Source organism: Haladaptatus marinus, assembly GCF_051194195.1.
Genome location: NZ_JBLZNK010000003.1, coordinates 131,148 through 148,441 on the forward strand (window position 1 = coordinate 131,148; position 17,294 = coordinate 148,441).

A 17,294-nucleotide genomic window follows, 5' to 3' on the forward strand; every position below is an offset into this window, starting at 1 on the left:
ACCGGGCGCACTCGCCTGCTTGGCCCACAGCCCTCCCCGCATGGGTTCGTGTTTCGTGCGCAAGGCACTCAGCACAAACCCGGCGCGACCTATCGGCTGGTCGGCCTGCCGTCGAAAATCGTTAATCGCACCGCTCCTTACAAATCCGATCGATAATTCTCCCCGTCGAAAGCAGTTCTTCGGCTGCTTCGGGGTCAAGCGGTGAGGCGCGCCGAACCACGCAGTCGATTCCGCGTCGGCGGAGTTCCGCCTCGATTGCAGCGTCGTCGTGATGTTGGTCGTAGCCGAGCGCGATGATGTCCGGGTCAAGCTCCTCGATGGGTACGAAAATGTCCTCGGGATGACCGACACGTGCGTGGTCAACCATCTCCAGTGCGCTAATCATCTCCCGACGCTGCTGATTCGGCAGGATCGGTTTCTGCTTGTGCGTGACGTTCTCCCGACGGGCGATGATTACCGACAATCGGTCACCCATCTCCGCCGAGTCGCGGAGATAATGAACGTGGCCGGGATGGAGAATGTCGAATGTTCCTTGTGCGAGTACGTGTGTCACTGCTCTCTCAACTCCTCATCGATGTCCGCCTGCGTGAAGTCGAAAAACGATTCCGGATCCGGTAACTCGACATCCAACACGTCAAGCACTCGCGGGTCGCCGTCCCGGTTGAACGCCCGCCAACTATCCCGGTCGTAGGGGGCGCCGATGATGATGTGGAGGTCACCCTGTCCGAACGTGGCCAGATCCGCGTCGCTCGGCTGGATCACGCCGTTCGGATGCGAATGAACCGACCCGATGGCATTGAGATCGTTGGGAACAGTGCTCGATTTCACCGTCGCACTGACGCTGTTCGACTCGGTGCCGGGCATGACGAGCACGTCGGTAATGACGACGCCCTTGCGGTCGAGTCCGAGTTTGGACGCGGACTCGCCGCGAAGGAAGCCCATGTACTCGTTCGGGTGGGTGTCGCGAGACGCTTCGAGCGCGAACACCAGCGCGTCTTCCGCGATTCCCAGGATTTCGTTCGAGCGGAACAGCCGCATGTGCCATACTCCGATGGCCCGCGTTCTAAACGTTGCGAACGGTGGCTTGCGATTGCCACCGGTTTTCGTACCGTCCAGGCGCGCGACCCCGAGTTGCAAAGCGTTAAAAATAGCGGCACCGAAGGGACGGACAAGATGACTACAGCTGATTCCGGTCCCGATGACGGACCAGACGAACCCGTCGTGTACGAACTCGCGGCGGACTGCACGCTCTCAGACATTTCCGAGGGCGAACGGTACCATGCCGTCGTAAACGGCGTCGTTGACTACGGCATATTCGTCGATCTTTCCGACTCCGTCTCCGGTCTCATTCACGAATCGAACCTTTCCAAGACGTATGATGTCGGCGACGACCTCGTCGTCGAACTCCTCGAAGTGAGAGAAAACGGCGACCTGAGTTTCGTCCCCGCGGATTCCGACGACTCCGAAACCGTCGCAGTCGCCCACGAATACGAAGTCGCGGAAACGGGCGCACTCGGCGACCAAGTCGGCGACACCGTTCACCTCGAAGGCGAAGTCGTCCAGATAAAACAGACGGGTGGCCCCACCATCTTCCACGTCAGCGATGATACGGGCGTCGTTCCCTGTGCTGCATTCGAGGACGCTGGTGTGCGCGCACACCCCGAAATCGATATCGGCGACATCGTCCACCTCGTCGGCGTAGTCGAAGAGCGCGACGGTGCTCTTCAGGTCGAAGTAAACTCGCTCGATGCACTCGAAGGCAACGAAGAGAGCGTCGTCCGCGAACGACTCGAAGCCGCTCTCGACGAACGCGCCGAACCCCACGAAACCGAACCGCTCGTGGAGTGGCCTGCGCTCGAACAGTTGTTCCCCGACCTGCGTGATATCGCAAAACAACTCCGACGAACGGTGCTCGAAAGCCGTCCGATTCGCGTCCGCCACCACGCCGACGGTGACGGAATGTGCGCTAGCCTCCCGGTCGAACTCGCGCTGAAGCGATTCATCGAGGAGACTCACCAAGACCCCGACGCGAAACGCCACCTGTTCAAGCGCCTCCCGAGCAAGGCACCGTTCTACGAGATGGAGGACGTGACCCGCGACCTGAACTTCGCGCTCGAAGACCAGGCGCGACACGGTCAGAAACTCCCACTCCTGCTCATGCTGGACAACGGGAGTACGGAGGAGGACGTGCCCGCCTACGAGAATCTTGCGCACTACGACATCCCGATTCTCGTCGTTGACCACCACCATCCCGACCCGGAGGCGGTCGAACCGTACACCGACGGCCACGTCAATCCGTATCTCCACGACGAGGATTATCGCATCACGACGGGCATGATGTGCGTCGAACTCGCGCGAATGATCTGCCCCGACATTACGGACGAACTCCGCCACGTCCCCGCCGTCGCTGGTATTTCCGACCGCTCGAAAGCCAACGCGATGACGGACTACGTCGAGCTCGCCGAATCCGAGGGTTACAGCGAGGAATTCCTTACGGACATGGGCGAAGCACTCGACTACGAGGCGTTCTGGCTGAAATACGACCCCGGACGGAATCTCATCAACGACGTGCTCAACGTCGGGTGTGACGACGAAGAACGCCACCGCGAACTCGTCTCGTTCCTCGCCGAACGCGCACGCTCGGATACGGAACAGCAACTCGACGCCGCGATGCCACACGTCAAACACGAGCGACTGGCGAGCGAAGCCCACCTCTACCGAATAGACGTGGAAAACCATGCCTACCGGTTCACCTACCCACCACCAGGCAAGACGACCGGCGAAATCCACGATCGGAAGGTACAGGAGACGGGTGAACCCGTCATCACAATCGGATACGGCCCTGATTTCGCCGTCCTCCGCAGTGACGGCGTCCGACTCGACATACCGGAGATGGTCTCGGAACTGAACGAGGAAATCGTCGGCGGCGGCGTCAGCGGTGGCGGCCACCTCGTCGTCGGAAGCATCAAGTTCGTCAAGGGGATGCGTGAGCAGGTACTCGACGCCCTCGTCGAAAAGATGGCGGATGCGGAGCTCGACGAAGCGCTCCAGAGTACGTCGGTTGGGCATCAGAACGACGACTGAGCGAATTTCATTTCCTTCTTCGCGAGCCAAACCGCACCAGCGATGCCTACCGTGACGACCACACCGAGACCGACCGGAAATCGGTCGTCTCGTTCGCCCCAATCGGCTTCGAACACGTCCGTGTAGTAGTTGCCCGATTGGTTTCCGTGAAGGACGACGGCGACTTCACGGTTCTCTCGCGCCGAGTGATTGTTCCAGTTGAGACTGCCGCCGACGACGAGGTGCCGTTCGTCCACAATGACGCCCTTCGCGTGAATTTTCTCATAGCCGTTCGGTTCCGCGAGTTTCGCTTCGAGCGGAAGCCCTTCTACGTCGGCGCGTTCGTTCAACCAGCGCACGAGTTGCCCGTTATCCTCGCGAATGTACCATGCACTACTGAGCAGAACCCAGACTTCGATCCCACGTCGGGCCGCGGCCAGCGTCGCCCGAACGAACGGTTGCTGTCGCCCGCCGATTGCCATCTGCTGGATGGCAATCGACCGGTTCGCGGAGCGAAGAAGCGAGAGGACACCCTCCTCCGCGTTGTCCGGAGCGGTCAGCACGGTGACGGACTCGACTGGAACGGTTTTCGGGTCGAATCGACCGTCGTCCGTTTTTGCGACGAAACCGTTCTCCGAAGAGTGACCGTCTCACCGCCGTTCGCTAGCGAGAGATTTCGAATCGGAAGCGAACGGAAGTCAGTGTAATTCTCCGTGGCGTTCGGGGCGGTAGAGAACGCAACTCGGCCGGAACGGTTCCGTTTGGAAGTCGAACGACGTTCTCACCATCCGACAGCGACCACGTCGAAATATTGGTCGGTCGCGGGAACGAAACGACGACGAATTCCCCCACGTCTTCATCCGTGACTGGATTCGGGTACACAGCAGCGATTTCCGGTGACGCTGCCGTTGCTTTCGAACGGATGATGAACGGGGTACCGGTCGCGGAGGCGGCCACGAGACAGACGACGAGGACAATCCTGACAAACACGGAACGGGATGGTCTCGTCTTTAGCTATAAACATTCGTAACGGTAAATTTTTGTCAGAGACGTTCGCGTTGTCGGTATGGTCGAAATTCCGTTTGCACTCGAATTGGCTGGGCACGGGCTCGGTGCTCTCGGGGCCGTTCTCATCTTTTTCGAGTTCTTCCAACTACCGGATTACATCGAGTACGACCCAGATTACAACGATTTCACCATCGACATTTCACCGATGGAAGTAAGAGAATACACCTCGATCGGTCGTGTCGGCGCGTTTCTTCTCGCGCTCGGGTTCGCGCTCCAGTTCCTCGCGACCCTGCTCGCTCACTGACCGGGGTGTACGATATCCCGACAGTCGGGACACTCGGCGAAACGCTCCACGCCGTTCTCGGTTTCGTACTCGATAAGAAGATAGCCGCAGGTAATACTACCGTCGCAGTTCGGACACACGCCGAGCCGGGCGGATTCGGTCGCCATAGAGCCTCTCGAAGTTGAGGTTGGCGAGCGATACGCTTTGTTATTGACCGATTATAAAACGGTAAGGAGTCGTTACTACCCGACTATAGGGCTTTCTCGGCCTCGCTCTGGACGAGGAACGACCGGTCGTCGGAATAGTCACGCACTTTATCGAGCGCGTCTTTCGTCCCAATCTGGTTCAGTGCCCACGCGGCGCTTGCACGGACGGAATCAGAGTCGTCGTCGGAAAGCGTGTCGGTGAGTGGGTCGATGGCGCGCGTGTCGCCGATGCGACCGAGGGCACGTGCGGCGTGACTACGAACGTCCTCGTCGTCCGCCGCGAGTTGGTTTGCGACTTCCTGCGTCGTTTCGTCACTGCCGATTTCGCCGAGCGCCTTGATGACGGTTTTCGCCATCCCCGGGTCGGCATCAACGTAGTCGATGATCGTGTCGATGGCTTCGTCGCTGCCAATTTTACCGAGGATGCTGATAGCATCCTTGTCGCGCCGGTTTGCGCGTTGAAGCATCGGTTCGACGGCTTCCTCGTTGCCCATCCGTTCGAGTGATTCGAGGCAGTGGCGCTCCATGAAGTTCGACTGGAGCGAATCAAGCGCGAGCAAGACCATGTCTGCTCGGTCCTTTTTCTCCCATACCTTCAGGGCGTGCCATTCCGGCGGATAGTCCTTGCGGTGGTCGAGCACGTCGTAGAAGCCTTCGGCTTCGAGTTGTTCGCGCGTTTCGAGGTCGCTCCACTCCTCCGCGTCCTCGATGCCCTGCTTCAGCTCTTCCGTCACGTCCACGAGCGACTCGATGGTGTCCGCATCCTCGTCCGGGTCAAGGTCGGCGTCGCCGACCGCGATCGCTGCGTTTTCGAGAACTTCCGCGAGGTCGTCCGAGTTACGGGACAGCGTGACGCCGAAATCCGTGTCGAGGATATCTTGTACGCTCTCGGCGAACGCTTCGACGGTATTGACGAGTTCGCCACTCCCGTCGTCGGTCCACCGAGTGTCTCTGATAGTCGAGGCAGTGTCCTCGATATCGTTGATAACGTCTTCGGCGTACGGGCCGCGCTTTTCTTCGAGTTCGTCGCGGAGGTCGGAGAGGCGTCCTTCCAGTTCCTCGCGCGGATCGTCCTCGTCCTCGTCGTCCGGTTCCGGAATGTCTGCGCTTTCGAGCAGACCCTCCGTTTTGTCGAGTTGGGCTTCGACCACGTCGAGGTCGGCTTCCGTTTCGGCGCTTTCGAGTTCTGCTTCCGCCTGGTCGAGTTGCTCCTCGATGGTTTCCGCATCGGCGGCTTCCACCTCGGATTCTTCTGACTCCGCGTCCTGCGTCTCTTCGGTGTCTTCGTCGCTCATGCGTCCACCCCCGGCTGAGCCGTTACTCTCATATGCGGAAAAATCGGGCCGTAGTCATCAAGAGCGTTTCCCTTCTGTCGCCCCCGCTGTTTTCCCGGTCGTCGCGCGCCAGTAGAAATGCGGCGACAGGACGAGGTAGGCGAGCGCAAGCGTCAACAGCGCGTAGGGGAACGCACGCCCCTGAAAATCGGGGACGAGCACTGCGAGCGAGTGAACGACGCCCATGATGAGCGCGTCACGGGCCAGCAGGTCGGGATATGTAACGGTCGAGACCATCAACCCCGCGAGGAGGAACATGAGCGCGACGAGCACCAGCGGTTCGGTGAACCCGGCGAGCACGCCTGCGGCGAGGATAACCGACGCGAGGGTCGTCGGAACGCCCTCCGTCACGTCGTCATCGGTGTCGTAGACGGTGTACAGACCGAGTCTAACGATTGCCATGCCGACGAAGAGCGCACCGCCAGCGAGTGCAACGCCGACGCGAAGTGTATCGAAAGCCCACGTCTGGCGAACCATGGCGACGACCAACAGCGCGGGTGCGACCGCGAACGATGCAACGTCGGCCAGCGAATCGAGGTAGGGCCCTGCCGCCGAACTGCCGACGTGTCGCGCGAGCACGCCATCCAACCCGTCGGCAACTGCCGCCAACAGAACGAGGCGCGCGGCCAGTTCCGGGTTCGTGGTCGCGACCGAAATCGCCAGAAAGCCGAGCGCACCGTTCGAAACGGTCACCGCGTCGGCCAGCGACAGTCGTCCGACGAACCGAGGTTGCATACCCGGCGGGTAGTGCGAGCGGGCTTGATACGTCTTTTGAATCGCGGGCTGGTTGTGAGAAGAACCCTCCATTTTTGAGTTCGTGAACTGGTATCGGTAACGAGAAAAGCACCACGGAGCATAGAATTGCCAATAATCAATCTGTTCAGTACAGTATGGTATCTCTCGGAAGGTTTCTGTTGTCGAAACGGGGAAAACGAGCCATCGCAATCAGTGCTGGTATCAGTATCCTTTACTCCGGCATCGTGTTCAGATATAGTGTCTATCTGTCGTCGAACATCTCGATTTCCGGCCCTGCTTGGCAGGGATTTGCATTGTATTCGGTACTGGCGTTCGGCACCGTCGGAATTCCTCTCCTGCTTTGGATACGATACGAGATTCGAAGTCCAGGTGTCCTCTTGGCGCTCATCCTGCTATTCTGGCACGTACTGGTCGAATTCCCGCCAATTCGGGATGGGCAGGGTGATTCACCCGGCTTTCTCTTCGTCTTTATCTGGGTACCGTTCTATCTCGTCGCATGCGGTGTTTTCGCCGCTGCAGAGTACTGGCTCCGCGGGCGCGATTTCTCCGTCTCACTCCCGAGCGAATGACGTGCGGGAAAGAGAGGGACGAAACACCCCCTCTTGCGAACAGCACCGAGCGTCTCTTCACCACTCTGCGAGTTCTCGAATCCGGTCGAACGCCTCGCGTTCTCGCTTGCCACCGCACGTCCGAGCCACCTCCTCGAAATACGCCAGTCGGTTCCTGAGCTCCGCGGTGTCGTAGGCGTCCACGTCGAGACGCGACACGGCGACGGTCGCTTCCACGACTGCCGAAAAACCTCGATTGGTGGTTGGAACACACTCGCTGACGATGTCGCTATCGACGGGCGTCAACTCCCACTGTTCCCAGTTCGTTCCACCCGATTCCCCCGTCCCGACGTGCTCAGCTTCGACCTCGACCCATGCGTCCGCGGAGGCGAGCACGGCACCCGCTTCTTCCCGAATCGAGAGCGTAGCATCCACGAAATCGACGGGATCGCGAGTGAACTGGACAACGCCGCCGCCCTGCCGGTGGAAGTTCCGTCGGGTTCGAGTGTTTCCCCACGTTTTCGCGGTTACGGGAGTCCCCGCATGAAGGCCGAGCGCAGCCACGTTCCACAACTCGTTCGGGCCGAGCGTCGCGACGACCGACTCGGTCACACCCCGGAGTTCGACTGGCCAGTCGGTTTTCGTGGAACTGTTCACGGTTGTACCCCTCGCTCCAGTGCGACGAACAACCCGCCCGCGACGATATCGGCGGTCGTTCCGGGATTGATTTCGCTTTCGACCAGCGACCTCGCGAACGCGTGAACCAATTCGGAATCGCCTTGCTGCACCTCCTGTAATGCCTCTTGTGCTCGCACGCGGACACTTTCGGCGACCTTCCGTCCGTGTTGTTTCGCCACGAAGGAGTCCGGTTCGTGTGAAAGCAGTTCGAGATACACTCGCGCTCCGCGCCCGGAGAGCGACCCGTTCAGTTCCATGATTCGTTCGCCCGCTTTGAAGGTTCGTTCGAGCTCGTTCGTCCATTCGTGGGCGATACCATCCTCGTCCGCTCCGAGTTCCATCACGTCGTACAGCGTGAGTCCCGCGTCTCGAATGGCGGGAATCGCGTCACTTCCCCGCCGCACGTCGAACTCGTCCGCCCCTTCGGGCGGGTCGTCCACGAACACGTCCACGTGCTCGAATGCACGATAGAAGCCTTCAGCGTCCTCGACGGTCGTATCCTCGACTATTTTCGTTACTGCTTCGGGCGAGCACGTGTCGGATGCGGCCGCTTTGACCAGCGGAACCAACAGACACAGCGCCCCGAACTGCGTGTTGCCACCGCTCTGCTGACTCATTCCGGAAATCGCTTCTTCGAACGCCTCGCCGACCGATGCACCAGTTTCGGCGGAGCGCAATCCCGCTCCGGAACCGACTGCACCGGCGAGGAAATGCTCGAACCGCAAATCGGGGAAATCCCTGTCGCGATCCACGTTTCCGGGTTTCGGCGTTCCGGCGACTTCCAGTAGCAAGGCGAGTTGCGCGTGTTCCGCCGGCGTCATGCGACCACCTCCGTGAACCACTCAGCAGTTGCACTCCGAACGCGGGAGAGAACCTCTGGGCGGTCGCTCGGCCGACCGATGCTCACCGCGTCCGCGCCGTATTCGAGATACTCAGTGACCGTCACTTCGTCACGAACGCCGTTGTTCGCGATGAGGAAGCAGTCTGTGGCCGCTGCGATGTCCCCGATTACGTGCTCCGAATCCATCGCATCCACGTGGAGCACGTCTGCTCCCGCATCGACGATCCGACGGGAGAGTTCCGGTAGATCGGTGCCGAACACCTCGGTTCGGGCCTTGACGCCGACTGTCGCGCCCGTTTCTGCGGCTACCCGAACCTGTTCGCAGAGTCGGTCGGGGTTCCGAAGGAGTGACTGTCCCGCACCGGTCGAACACATCTCCTCCTGACGGCAGTGGGCGTTTATCTCCAGTATCGCGTCGTGGTTTCGACAGACCTCCGCAACCGTTCGAACCGGCGAGAGCGTCGTGGAGCGTACGTTGATGCCCGGTCGAATCGGTGCGTCGGAGAGCATCGCGAGTTGCTCGTCCACGAAGTCGATTGGGTCGTCGGGGAGAAACTCGGTTCGGTCGCGGGAAACCAACTTTCGGGCCGCAGTTCGTGTCCGTTCGTCCAGCGCGATACCGCCCAAAAACGCCGCACCAGCGTATTCCGACCCTCCAATCGCCCACTCCGCATCAGATTCGCCCGAAAGGCTCGCCATTGCCACACGAGGCGTGAACATCAGGCCACCTCCAGTGCCTGCGATACTGCGTGAGCGACGCGCTCGGAATCGTCCGTGTCGTTCATTTTCGTATCGGTTCTGACCACTGGACGGTCGAGGTCGGTATCATCGTCGTCGTCTAATACAAAGGCATCCGCGAATGGGTACGCTTCCGCCACGCCAGCAGTGCTCGGGTCGTAGCCGACCGCCGCCATCAGTTTCCCCGCCGGACCGGAGAAGACACGGTCTTCCACGAACGGCGAAACGGCCACCACGGTCGCGGATTCCAGCGCCGTTCGAACGCCGTCGAGTGCCAACATCGGGCCGATGCTCGTCACCGGGTTCGACGGACCGATGACGACCGGGTCGTCGGTCAGCGCCGAAAGTGCGGCGGATGACGGCTCCGCATCATCCCCGCCACGAAACTCCACGTCAACGATGTCGGGGTCGCCACCGTGGGCGACCCAAAACTCCTGAAAGTGCATTTCCCGTTCAGGGGTTCGAACGATGCTTGCGACCGGGTCGTCGCTCATGGGGACGATATCGACCGGTGAATCGAACGCGTCGGCCAAAATTCGGGTCGTTTCGGTTAGGGTGTAGCCTTCGTCCAGCAGTCCCGTCCGCGTAACGTGGACTGCTCGGTCACGGTCACCGAGGTGCATGAACTCCGCGACGCCGGAAAATCGCCGCCAGCGCGCGATTTTCCGGCCCGCAGTTTGGCGTTCGTCGGGAAGATAGCGAGGACCATCTGCCAGCCCCGCCGACTCGGCGAGTCGCTGTAGTTCGTCGTGCGTTTCGGCCGTGTCGTCAGCGATTCCCCACCACGTCTCGCGGTTCAACACGCCTCCTTGCTGGAAAAGCACGGTGTCGATGTCGGGACAGACCAACAGGCCACCCAACTCCACGTCGTCACCCGTGTTTCCGACGACGGTCGTCTCGGCGGGCGAGAAGACCGAGAGCGCACCATCCAGAAGTTTGGGAGTTCCTGTCCCCCCGGAGAGAAACGTTACCATGGTGTGGCATTTGTGATTCGTGACGTTAAGTTTTCGTCGCTCCTGTCGTTTTTTGTAGGGAACGTCAGTCCGCGTTTCTACTATCCCGTTCGTCCTTCAGTCTTTATAGGATGACGGGCCAACCGCTACATAATGAAGACAATCAAGGACAGCGTTCACGACCACATCGACGTCGTGGGGGTGGCCCACGACCTGTTGGACACACCCGCAGTCCAGCGACTTCGGCATATCACGCAGCTCGGAACTGCTCGTCTCGTCTACCCGTCCGCGAACCACACTCGATTCGAACACAGTCTCGGCGTCTATCATCTCGCGTGCGAAGCGCTCACGAATCTCGGTATCGAGGGAATACAGGCGGAACGAGTTCGTGCCGCGGCCCTCCTCCACGATATCGGACACTCTCCCTACAGCCACACCATCGAAGAACTCATCCACCGACGGACGGGGAAATACCACGACGACGTCCACGACCTGCTCACGGAATCCGAGGTCGGAGACGTACTTCGGTCATATGACTTACAGCCAGATACCATCGCCGACCTCATCGCGGGCGAGGGTGAACTCGGACAAGTCGTCTCCGGCGAACTCGACGTTGACAGGATGGATTACCTCGTTCGAGATGCGCATCACACGGGCGTTCCGTATGGAACCATCGACCATCAGCGTCTCACCCGCGAACTGACGTTTCTCGACGGGAAACTCGTCCTCGCGGAGGGAAACGTCCAGACCACAGAAAGTCTCCTCGTCGCTCGCGCGTTGATGAACCCGACGGTGTACAACCATCACGTCACACGAATCAGTAAGTCGATGCTCCAGCGGGCGAGCGAGCGACTGCTTTCGGAACCGGACATCGACGCCGAGCAGTTGCGACGAATGGACGACCACGACCTGCTCGTCGCGCTTCGTGCGACGCCGAACACTGCCGAACTCGCGCGACGACTCTCCCACCGCGACCTCTACAAACGTTCGGTCTGGGCGGAGATGGCGGACGTTCCGGACGAAATCATCGATGCCGACCACGAGACCATCCGCGAATACGAAACTGACATCGCCGAGAGCGCGGATGTCGAACCCGAATCCGTCATTCTCGACGTTCCCGGCCGGCCGCGGATGACCGAGTCCTCGTCGCGTGTCATCGTCAACGGTGACGTCCGACCGCTCGGCGAGCAGTCCACGCTGGTTCGAGCACTGCAACGAGTACAACGCGACCAGTGGCGACTCGGCGTGTACACGCCCGCTGAAGAAACCGAGGGAGTCGGACTCGCGACCGAGCGCGTCCTCGGATTGGACACCGACGGAACGTTGGTCAGCGACGTTCGAACCGGTATCAGAACGACACTGGACGATTTCGAGTGACCACGTCTCGTATCGAAATCACGTTCGGCGAACGACGAAGGTGTTTAAGACCCGGTACAGACAATCGCCACGTATGCTCGTGGAGGGTACGATACTGCGCGGCCCCAACTTCGACCCAGTCGAGGGACGTGTGGTCGTTGAGGACGGAACGATTACGGCTATCGAAGAGACATCCGTCTCGTCGTCGGACATTGTTCTGCCCGCATTTATCAACGCGCACACGCACATCGGCGACTCGATAGCGAAGGAAGCTGGCGGCGGTTTATCGCTCGAAGAACTCGTCGCACCGCCGGACGGTCTCAAACATCGGCTCCTTCGGGAAACGTCTCGAAGCGAGAAAGTCGAAGCAATGCGGCGGTCGGTACAGTTCATGCAATCAACGGGAACCGCGTCGTTCCTCGAATTTCGTGAAGGTAGCGTCGAAGGCGTGTTCGCGCTTCAGGAGGCCGTGGAAGGATTGGACATCGACCCATTCATCCTGGGACGCGAAACGGTCGCTGCAATGGAGGCCGCGGACGGGTTCGGCGCGAGTGGAGCGAACGACGACACCTTCGGCCGAGAACGTCGCGCAACGAGAAAGGCCGGAAAACTGTTCGGCATCCACGCGGGCGAAGCGGATGCCAGCGACATCAATCCGGCACTCGACCTGTCGCCGGATTTTCTCGTTCACGTCGTCCATCCGGAACCGATTCATCTCGACCGAATCGAGGACAGCGAGATTCCAATCGCGGTTTGCCCGCGGTCGAATCTCGTCACGGGAGTCGGACTACCGCCGATGCGGAAACTACTGGATAGAACGACCGTTGCACTCGGAACGGACAACGTAATGTTGAACAGTCCGTCGATGTTTCGGGAGATGGAATTCACCGCAAAGCTGACCGACCTCTCTTCCCGAGAAGTACTTCGCATGGCGACCCAAAACGGGGCACGAATCGCGGGATTAAATTGCGGTGTTGTGAAACCGGGTCGGGATGCGAAACTGCTCGTCCTTGACGGCGATTCGGACAACCTTACAGGTAACAGAGATGTAACTCGATCGATCGTTCGACGAGCAGGAGCAAGCGACGTCAAAAACGTAATTTTATAGAAGACGGTTCGGCGTTCGGGTTTCGATTCGAAGGTCGCAGATACCAAACAAGTTAAGACGCCCCCGACCGTGTCATTCGCTAACGCATCTATGTACGACCGAATACTCGTGCCAACCGATGGTTCGGCGGAGACGGAGCGGGTAGTCGAACACGCTGCAGAACTGGCGGAGGCGCACGGGGCGGAACTGCACGCGGTGTACGTCATTAACTCCGCGACGTTCGCCAGCCTTCCGATGGAAACGTCGTGGGAGGGTATCAGCGACATGTTACAGGAGGAAGGCGAATCAGCACTCGAAGACGTTCGTCGCGTCGCAGGCCGGTACGATGTGGACCTGACGACACACCTCGTGGAGGGGCCGCCGAACAAGGAAATCGTCCGTCATGCGGAACGTGAGGGGTTCGACCTGATCGTGATGGGAACGCACGGACGCGGCGGTATCGACCGACTCTTGCTCGGAAGCGTCGCAGAACGTGTCGTCCGCGCTTCGACGGTTCCCGTGCTCACAGTACGAGTCGAAAAGACCGAGACGACAGCGAAAGCCGAGACGGTCGAGGAAGTGAAAGGAAGTAGCTAACTACGCTGGTCGCAAGTGTTCACAGTCACCGGCGTGAACCCGCACCGTCCCCTCGTCGGTCTCCACGACGAGCACCCCCGGTGATTCGATGTCGACTGCTGTTCCAACCACGGTTCCAGTTCGTGTTTCTACTCGGACTCGCTGGCCGAGCGTTGCCGCGTGGTCGCGCCACGCGGGAAGTATTTTTTCGGGGGCTGCACGCAGCGTGTCGAACTCCTCCAACAGTCGTTGGGTGAAGACCCTGCGATTTATTGTTCCGACGGATTCCTGCACGCTGGTCGCGCCGTCCGGCAACTCGTCTGCGTCGATGTTGACGTTTACCCCGATTCCGACGACGACCCACGAGACGCGGTCTGCCTCGCCTTCCATCTCCGTGAGGATGCCCGAGAGTTTCTCGGGTTGAACTGGAATTTCGTCAGCGCCTTGCTCTGATTCCCTCTCGTTCGCTTCGCCGTCGGTCAAGAGAACGTCGTTCGGCCACTTGATTTCTGCCGGAACGCCCGCCTCTCGCGCAGCTCGCGTCACGGCCACAGCGGCGGCGAGCGTCAGCAATGGCGCGTGCGATGGCGGAATTTCGGGGCGGAGTACGAGGCTCGACCAGACACCACCGGACGGGCCGACCCATTCACGTTCGAGGCGACCCCTGCCACCGACCTGCTGATCAGTTAGTACAACGACGTCCTTCGCCCCCTCTCCTGCCAGTTCACGCGCTCGGTCGTTCGTACTCCCGATGGAGTCGTGATACTCGATTGCGAACGGGGCTTCGAGCCCGTATTCGACTGCCGGGCCGAACTCCGGAATCTCGCCCAGTCGGTAGCCATCGCTGGTGCTCTCGATTTCGAACCCCGACTTGCGCAGTGCTTCGACGTGTTTCCACACGGCGTTTCGGGAGACATCGAGGGCGTCCGCGAGTTCCGGACCGGACATCGGGCCGTCGGCGAGGGCGTCCAAGACCGCCCGGCGGGTGTCGTTCATATCGTCGGATAGGGTGACTCTCGACAAGAATGATTTCGTTTACGCGAGCGGTTCGGATGGCCGAGGACAGTCGTAAGTCTCCCGGAGTGTCTCCGCGAACTGTCCACCTTTTTTGAGCGCGATGGTGACGATGACGAACTCCTCGTTTGCGGGTCGAAGAACGAACACCTCCCGAGGGGCGTCACCTTCCTGTTCGTTGACCTTGTCTACCAGCGGGTCGAGCGGGCGAGAGCCATTGCGGAACAACTCGAACACCTCGCCTTCGTCGTCCTCGGCAAACACGTAGAGTACGCCGTTGACCTCGTTGTCCGTATTGCGGGTTACGCGACTGTTCATCGAATCACCCGCCGCACGTGCGTTTTGCCAGGCCTGCTGTGCGGCTTCGAAAACTGGTTCGATGTGGTCAACGAAGGTGTACAGCGTTTCCCGAAGAACCGACAGCGTGCGAACCGTCGGTTCGGTCGTTGACCAGTCGAGGTCGGCGTCGATGCAGTAGCCGGGATGCAGGTCGGCAATCGGTGCGTCGTGGCCATCGCTTGCGGTAACGATCTGTTCGTGTGTTTCTCGGTCAAGCAGACGAAGTTCTTGGTCGCTCAGTGTCGCGAGCACACGATAGCTCTGGCCGTCTTCCATGGTTCGTGTAGGAGACGGATTTGAAAAAAGGCCTCGCATCCGCGTTTCGCTATCGGTCAGCGGCGGCGAATCTCCGTCCCGCGGAGTCTATCGAAATGCGGGTTCGGAAATCGTAGGCCGGTTTCATTACCGGATTTCTTCGAGGGGACACCGATCGTCTGCAATCGGTAGACGATTGACGTAGAGACGCTAGAAAACTCGACTTTTCCGCTCAGTCCACGACGACAAGAACGTCGTCCATATCGACGCTCTCGCCTTCGCTTACTGCGACTTGGGTGACGGTGCCGCCGCGGGAGGCGACCACGTCGTTTTCCATCTTCATCGCTTCGAGGACGCAGACCACGTCGCCGGACTGAATCTCGTCGCCCTCTTCGACTTTCACGTCAAGAATCGTGCCCTGCATCTCGGCAGTGACAGTCTCGCCTTCGGCGTCGATGACGGTTTCACTGCCGCCACTGCTGCCGCCCGATGGCTTTGGCTTTTGGCCGCCGGAGTTGCCGTTTGCGGGGACTGCCGCGATTTCACCCCGCTGTTCCAGATTGACCTCGAACCGTTTGCCGTTGACTTCGACCGTGAACTCGCGCTCGACGACCTCCTCGTCGTCGCCTGCGGATTCGGACGACCCCCATTTTTCTTGGGCTTCGGCGACCTTCTCGTCGTCCAGTTCCTCGTCCAAATACTTCGTCGTGTGTTCGCCGGCGACGAATTTCTCGTCTTCGAGCATGACGCGATGGAACGGGATGATGGTGACGACGCCTTCGATATCGTACTCAGCGAGTGCGCGGCGACCCCGAGCGAGACATTCCTCGCGGTCGGAACCGTGAACGATGAGTTTCGCAATCATCGAGTCGTAATCCGTCACGAGGTCGTCGCCCTGCCGGAGCGAATCGTCCAGACGGACGCCGATTCCTCCTGGCGGGTCGTACACGTCGAGCGAACCGCTTCGGGCGGGTGCGAAGTCCTGGGCGGCGTTTTCGGCGTTGATGCGGAACTCCATCGCGTGGCCTTCGAGTTCAACGTCGTCCTGCGCGAAGTCGAGTTCGTCGCCCGCCGCGACGCGGAGTTGCCATTTCACGATGTCGATGCCCGTCAGCTCCTCCGTAACGCAGTGTTCGACCTGAATCCGGGTGTTCACTTCGAGGAAGAAGAACTCGCCGTCCTCCACGAGGAATTCCACGGTTCCGGCGTTGACGTAGTCGGAGGCTTTGACACCCTGTCGGGCCGCCTCGCCGATTTCCTCACGGAGCGCGTCCGAGAGAGCGGGCGATGGTCCTTCCTCGATGACCTTCTGGTGACGGCGCTGGAGCGAACAGTCGCGCTCGCCGAGGTGGCGGACGTTGCCATGCTGGTCGGCAATGATCTGTACCTCGATGTGTCGTGGCTGTTCGAGGTAGCGTTCGAGGTAGACCGAATCGTTGTCGAAGTACGCCTCACCTTCACGCTGGGCTGATTCGAGTTGGTCTTCGACCTCGTCCTCGGTTCGAACGACTTTCATCCCGCGGCCACCGCCGCCACCTTCCGCCTTGATGGCGATTGGGTAGCCGTGTTCCTCGCCGAACGCTTTCACGTCTTCGGGATCCGTGACGGGGTCGGTGGTTCCGGGAACAATCGGCACGTCCGCGTCCTGCATCACTTTTCGGGCCTTCGTCTTCTCGCCCAGTTGCTCCATCGAGTGGCTGGTCGGACCAACCCACGTCACGCTCTCGGTTTCTTCGACTTTCGCGGCGAAATCGGCGTTCTCCGCGAGGAAGCCGTAGCCGGGATGGATGGCGTCCGCGCCGGCCTTTTCGGCGGCGTCGATGACTGCCTCGTGGTCGAGATAGGAATCGGCCGCTCGCGCCGGGCCGATGTTGTACGCTTCGTCGGCGTAGCGGACGTGACCCGCATTTCGGTCGGCGTCGCTGTAGACAGCGACGGTGTCGATTCCCAGTTCCTCGCAGGCGCGCATGACGCGAACCGCGATTTCTCCACGGTTGGCGACTAGAACCTTGTCGAACATTCTTGCGGAACTCTATTCGGGTGGGTTACCTCATTCTGTCGATTTTTCTTTCGCGGATTTCTCGTTTGTGTTCGTCAACGATGATTGTGTGTCGTGGTTGACGATATTTACGGGTGGTTTTTGTCGAATGGTCGGATTGTGGGGTTTTCGAGTCGTTTCCGGGAAATGTCATTCTTTTCGAATATTTTCGTTAGGTGATCCCGACAACACATACCACCACCGCATCGGCCACACCCTCC

At 60.1% G+C, this 17,294-nt stretch carries 20 protein-coding genes; 6 read left to right on the forward strand and 14 right to left on the reverse strand.

The genetic code is table 11. The features are described from left to right. Positions 1 to 121: 121 nt before the first annotated feature. A complete protein-coding gene (locus ACN2TU_RS06270) occupies positions 122 to 553 on the reverse strand; it encodes an FAD synthase family protein (protein ID WP_435153900.1) in 432 nt (143 codons plus the stop codon). Continuing rightward, positions 550 to 1,038, reverse strand: a complete 489-nt coding sequence (locus tag ACN2TU_RS06275; protein ID WP_435153902.1) for a Mov34/MPN/PAD-1 family protein — start codon at positions 1,036 to 1,038, stop codon at positions 550 to 552. Before ACN2TU_RS06275 ends, ACN2TU_RS06270 begins: the two co-directional genes overlap by 4 nt. Before the next feature lie 135 nt (positions 1,039 to 1,173). Between ACN2TU_RS06275 and ACN2TU_RS06280 the strand changes: the two genes are divergently transcribed. Then, on the forward strand, positions 1,174 to 3,084 hold the full coding sequence (locus ACN2TU_RS06280) for a DHH family phosphoesterase (protein ID WP_435153904.1): 1,911 nt from the start codon (positions 1,174 to 1,176) through the stop codon (positions 3,082 to 3,084). Here ACN2TU_RS06280 and ACN2TU_RS06285 read toward each other — a convergent pair. Further along, complete coding sequence (locus ACN2TU_RS06285; protein ID WP_435153906.1) at positions 3,069 to 3,626, reverse strand: phospholipase D-like domain-containing protein; 558 nt, start codon at positions 3,624 to 3,626, stop codon at positions 3,069 to 3,071. The two genes, ACN2TU_RS06280 and ACN2TU_RS06285, sit on opposite strands and share 16 nt — an antisense overlap. Positions 3,627 to 3,726: 100 nt before the next feature. Then, positions 3,727 to 4,053 carry a hypothetical protein gene (locus ACN2TU_RS06290; RefSeq protein WP_435153908.1) on the reverse strand — a complete coding sequence of 109 codons (327 nt, stop codon included), beginning with the start codon at positions 4,051 to 4,053 and terminating at the stop codon, positions 3,727 to 3,729. Positions 4,054 to 4,129: 76 nt separating this feature from the next. Here ACN2TU_RS06290 and ACN2TU_RS06295 point away from each other — a divergent pair, with 76 nt between their 5' ends. Next, positions 4,130 to 4,375 carry a hypothetical protein gene (locus ACN2TU_RS06295; protein ID WP_435153910.1) on the forward strand — a complete coding sequence of 82 codons (246 nt, stop codon included), beginning with the start codon at positions 4,130 to 4,132 and terminating at the stop codon, positions 4,373 to 4,375. On the opposite strand, the gene ACN2TU_RS06300 is transcribed toward ACN2TU_RS06295, so the two are convergent. The 3 genes from ACN2TU_RS06300 to ACN2TU_RS06310 all read right to left on the reverse strand — a co-directional run bounded on the left by ACN2TU_RS06300 (position 4,369) and on the right by ACN2TU_RS06310 (position 6,629). Further along, the gene (locus ACN2TU_RS06300) at positions 4,369 to 4,521 is read right to left on the reverse strand and encodes a DUF7837 family putative zinc-binding protein (protein ID WP_435153912.1); all 153 of its coding nucleotides are present in this window, start codon (positions 4,519 to 4,521) and stop codon (positions 4,369 to 4,371) included. The genes ACN2TU_RS06295 and ACN2TU_RS06300 overlap by 7 nt on opposite strands. Before the next feature lie 83 nt (positions 4,522 to 4,604). Then, complete coding sequence (locus tag ACN2TU_RS06305; protein ID WP_435153914.1) at positions 4,605 to 5,855, reverse strand: HEAT repeat domain-containing protein; 1,251 nt, start codon at positions 5,853 to 5,855, stop codon at positions 4,605 to 4,607. 57 nt (positions 5,856 to 5,912) lie between these two features. Then, complete coding sequence (locus tag ACN2TU_RS06310) at positions 5,913 to 6,629, reverse strand: protein sorting system archaetidylserine synthase (protein ID WP_435153915.1); 717 nt, start codon at positions 6,627 to 6,629, stop codon at positions 5,913 to 5,915. Between the two features lie 179 nt (positions 6,630 to 6,808). On the opposite strand from ACN2TU_RS06310, the gene ACN2TU_RS06315 reads away from it, so the two are divergent. Then, complete coding sequence (locus tag ACN2TU_RS06315) at positions 6,809 to 7,219, forward strand: hypothetical protein (RefSeq protein WP_435153918.1); 411 nt, start codon at positions 6,809 to 6,811, stop codon at positions 7,217 to 7,219. 57 nt (positions 7,220 to 7,276) lie between these two features. Here ACN2TU_RS06315 and ACN2TU_RS06320 read toward each other — a convergent pair whose 3' ends face one another. From ACN2TU_RS06320 to cofD, 4 genes are read right to left on the reverse strand one after another with little or no spacing between them, the layout of a single operon-like run. Then, complete coding sequence (locus ACN2TU_RS06320) at positions 7,277 to 7,855, reverse strand: DUF447 domain-containing protein (protein WP_435153920.1); 579 nt, start codon at positions 7,853 to 7,855, stop codon at positions 7,277 to 7,279. Next, positions 7,852 to 8,697 carry a triphosphoribosyl-dephospho-CoA synthase gene (locus ACN2TU_RS06325; RefSeq protein WP_435153923.1) on the reverse strand — a complete coding sequence of 282 codons (846 nt, stop codon included), beginning with the start codon at positions 8,695 to 8,697 and terminating at the stop codon, positions 7,852 to 7,854. The genes ACN2TU_RS06320 and ACN2TU_RS06325 overlap by 4 nt, the downstream gene beginning before the upstream one ends. Continuing rightward, positions 8,694 to 9,437, reverse strand: coding sequence for a tRNA-dihydrouridine synthase (locus tag ACN2TU_RS06330; RefSeq protein ID WP_435153926.1), 744 nt, complete (start codon positions 9,435 to 9,437; stop codon positions 8,694 to 8,696). Before ACN2TU_RS06330 ends, ACN2TU_RS06325 begins: the two co-directional genes overlap by 4 nt. Beyond that, positions 9,437 to 10,429 (reverse strand): 2-phospho-L-lactate transferase, encoded by a 993-nt coding sequence (gene cofD / locus ACN2TU_RS06335; protein WP_435153928.1) that lies wholly within the window; start codon positions 10,427 to 10,429, stop codon positions 9,437 to 9,439. The genes ACN2TU_RS06330 and cofD overlap by 1 nt, the downstream gene beginning before the upstream one ends. A 132-nt stretch (positions 10,430 to 10,561) precedes the next feature. On the opposite strand from cofD, the gene ACN2TU_RS06340 reads away from it, so the two are divergent. From ACN2TU_RS06340 to ACN2TU_RS06350, 3 genes are all read left to right on the forward strand, one after another. Beyond that, positions 10,562 to 11,785, forward strand: coding sequence for an HD domain-containing protein (locus ACN2TU_RS06340; protein WP_435153931.1), 1,224 nt, complete (start codon positions 10,562 to 10,564; stop codon positions 11,783 to 11,785). 73 nt (positions 11,786 to 11,858) lie between these two features. Beyond that, the gene (locus ACN2TU_RS06345) at positions 11,859 to 12,872 is read left to right on the forward strand and encodes an amidohydrolase family protein (RefSeq protein WP_435153934.1); all 1,014 of its coding nucleotides are present in this window, start codon (positions 11,859 to 11,861) and stop codon (positions 12,870 to 12,872) included. Between the two features lie 90 nt (positions 12,873 to 12,962). Continuing rightward, positions 12,963 to 13,448 carry a universal stress protein gene (locus ACN2TU_RS06350; protein ID WP_435153937.1) on the forward strand — a complete coding sequence of 162 codons (486 nt, stop codon included), beginning with the start codon at positions 12,963 to 12,965 and terminating at the stop codon, positions 13,446 to 13,448. On the opposite strand, the gene ACN2TU_RS06355 is transcribed toward ACN2TU_RS06350, so the two are convergent. The 3 genes from ACN2TU_RS06355 to ACN2TU_RS06365 form a co-directional block, all read right to left on the reverse strand. Further along, positions 13,449 to 14,423 (reverse strand): biotin--[acetyl-CoA-carboxylase] ligase, encoded by a 975-nt coding sequence (locus ACN2TU_RS06355; RefSeq protein ID WP_435153940.1) that lies wholly within the window; start codon positions 14,421 to 14,423, stop codon positions 13,449 to 13,451. It abuts the gene before it with no gap. A 39-nt stretch (positions 14,424 to 14,462) separates the two neighbouring features. Beyond that, positions 14,463 to 15,056 carry a DUF6663 family protein gene (locus tag ACN2TU_RS06360; RefSeq protein WP_435153942.1) on the reverse strand — a complete coding sequence of 198 codons (594 nt, stop codon included), beginning with the start codon at positions 15,054 to 15,056 and terminating at the stop codon, positions 14,463 to 14,465. A gap of 211 nt (positions 15,057 to 15,267) precedes the next feature. Then, positions 15,268 to 17,055, reverse strand: coding sequence for an acetyl-CoA carboxylase biotin carboxylase subunit (locus tag ACN2TU_RS06365; protein WP_435153944.1), 1,788 nt, complete (start codon positions 17,053 to 17,055; stop codon positions 15,268 to 15,270). Positions 17,056 to 17,294 lie beyond the last annotated feature (239 nt).

Coding starts and splice junctions, on each gene's coding strand:
- ACN2TU_RS06350 (WP_435153937.1), top strand. CDS start 12,963: ATGTACGACCGAATACTCGTGCCAACCGATGGTTCGGCGGAGACGGAG.
- ACN2TU_RS06365 (WP_435153944.1), bottom strand. CDS start 17,055: ATGTTCGACAAGGTTCTAGTCGCCAACCGTGGAGAAATCGCGGTTCGC.
- ACN2TU_RS06295 (WP_435153910.1), top strand. CDS start 4,130: ATGGTCGAAATTCCGTTTGCACTCGAATTGGCTGGGCACGGGCTCGGT.
- ACN2TU_RS06325 (WP_435153923.1), bottom strand. CDS start 8,697: ATGACGCCGGCGGAACACGCGCAACTCGCCTTGCTACTGGAAGTCGCC.
- ACN2TU_RS06330 (WP_435153926.1), bottom strand. CDS start 9,437: ATGTTCACGCCTCGTGTGGCAATGGCGAGCCTTTCGGGCGAATCTGAT.
- ACN2TU_RS06275 (WP_435153902.1), bottom strand. CDS start 1,038: ATGCGGCTGTTCCGCTCGAACGAAATCCTGGGAATCGCGGAAGACGCG.
- ACN2TU_RS06340 (WP_435153931.1), top strand. CDS start 10,562: ATGAAGACAATCAAGGACAGCGTTCACGACCACATCGACGTCGTGGGG.
- ACN2TU_RS06355 (WP_435153940.1), bottom strand. CDS start 14,423: ATGAACGACACCCGCCGGGCGGTCTTGGACGCCCTCGCCGACGGCCCG.
- ACN2TU_RS06360 (WP_435153942.1), bottom strand. CDS start 15,056: ATGGAAGACGGCCAGAGCTATCGTGTGCTCGCGACACTGAGCGACCAA.
- ACN2TU_RS06305 (WP_435153914.1), bottom strand. CDS start 5,855: ATGAGCGACGAAGACACCGAAGAGACGCAGGACGCGGAGTCAGAAGAA.
- ACN2TU_RS06345 (WP_435153934.1), top strand. CDS start 11,859: ATGCTCGTGGAGGGTACGATACTGCGCGGCCCCAACTTCGACCCAGTC.
- cofD (WP_435153928.1), bottom strand. CDS start 10,429: ATGGTAACGTTTCTCTCCGGGGGGACAGGAACTCCCAAACTTCTGGAT.
- ACN2TU_RS06300 (WP_435153912.1), bottom strand. CDS start 4,521: ATGGCGACCGAATCCGCCCGGCTCGGCGTGTGTCCGAACTGCGACGGT.
- ACN2TU_RS06310 (WP_435153915.1), bottom strand. CDS start 6,629: ATGCAACCTCGGTTCGTCGGACGACTGTCGCTGGCCGACGCGGTGACC.
- ACN2TU_RS06280 (WP_435153904.1), top strand. CDS start 1,174: ATGACTACAGCTGATTCCGGTCCCGATGACGGACCAGACGAACCCGTC.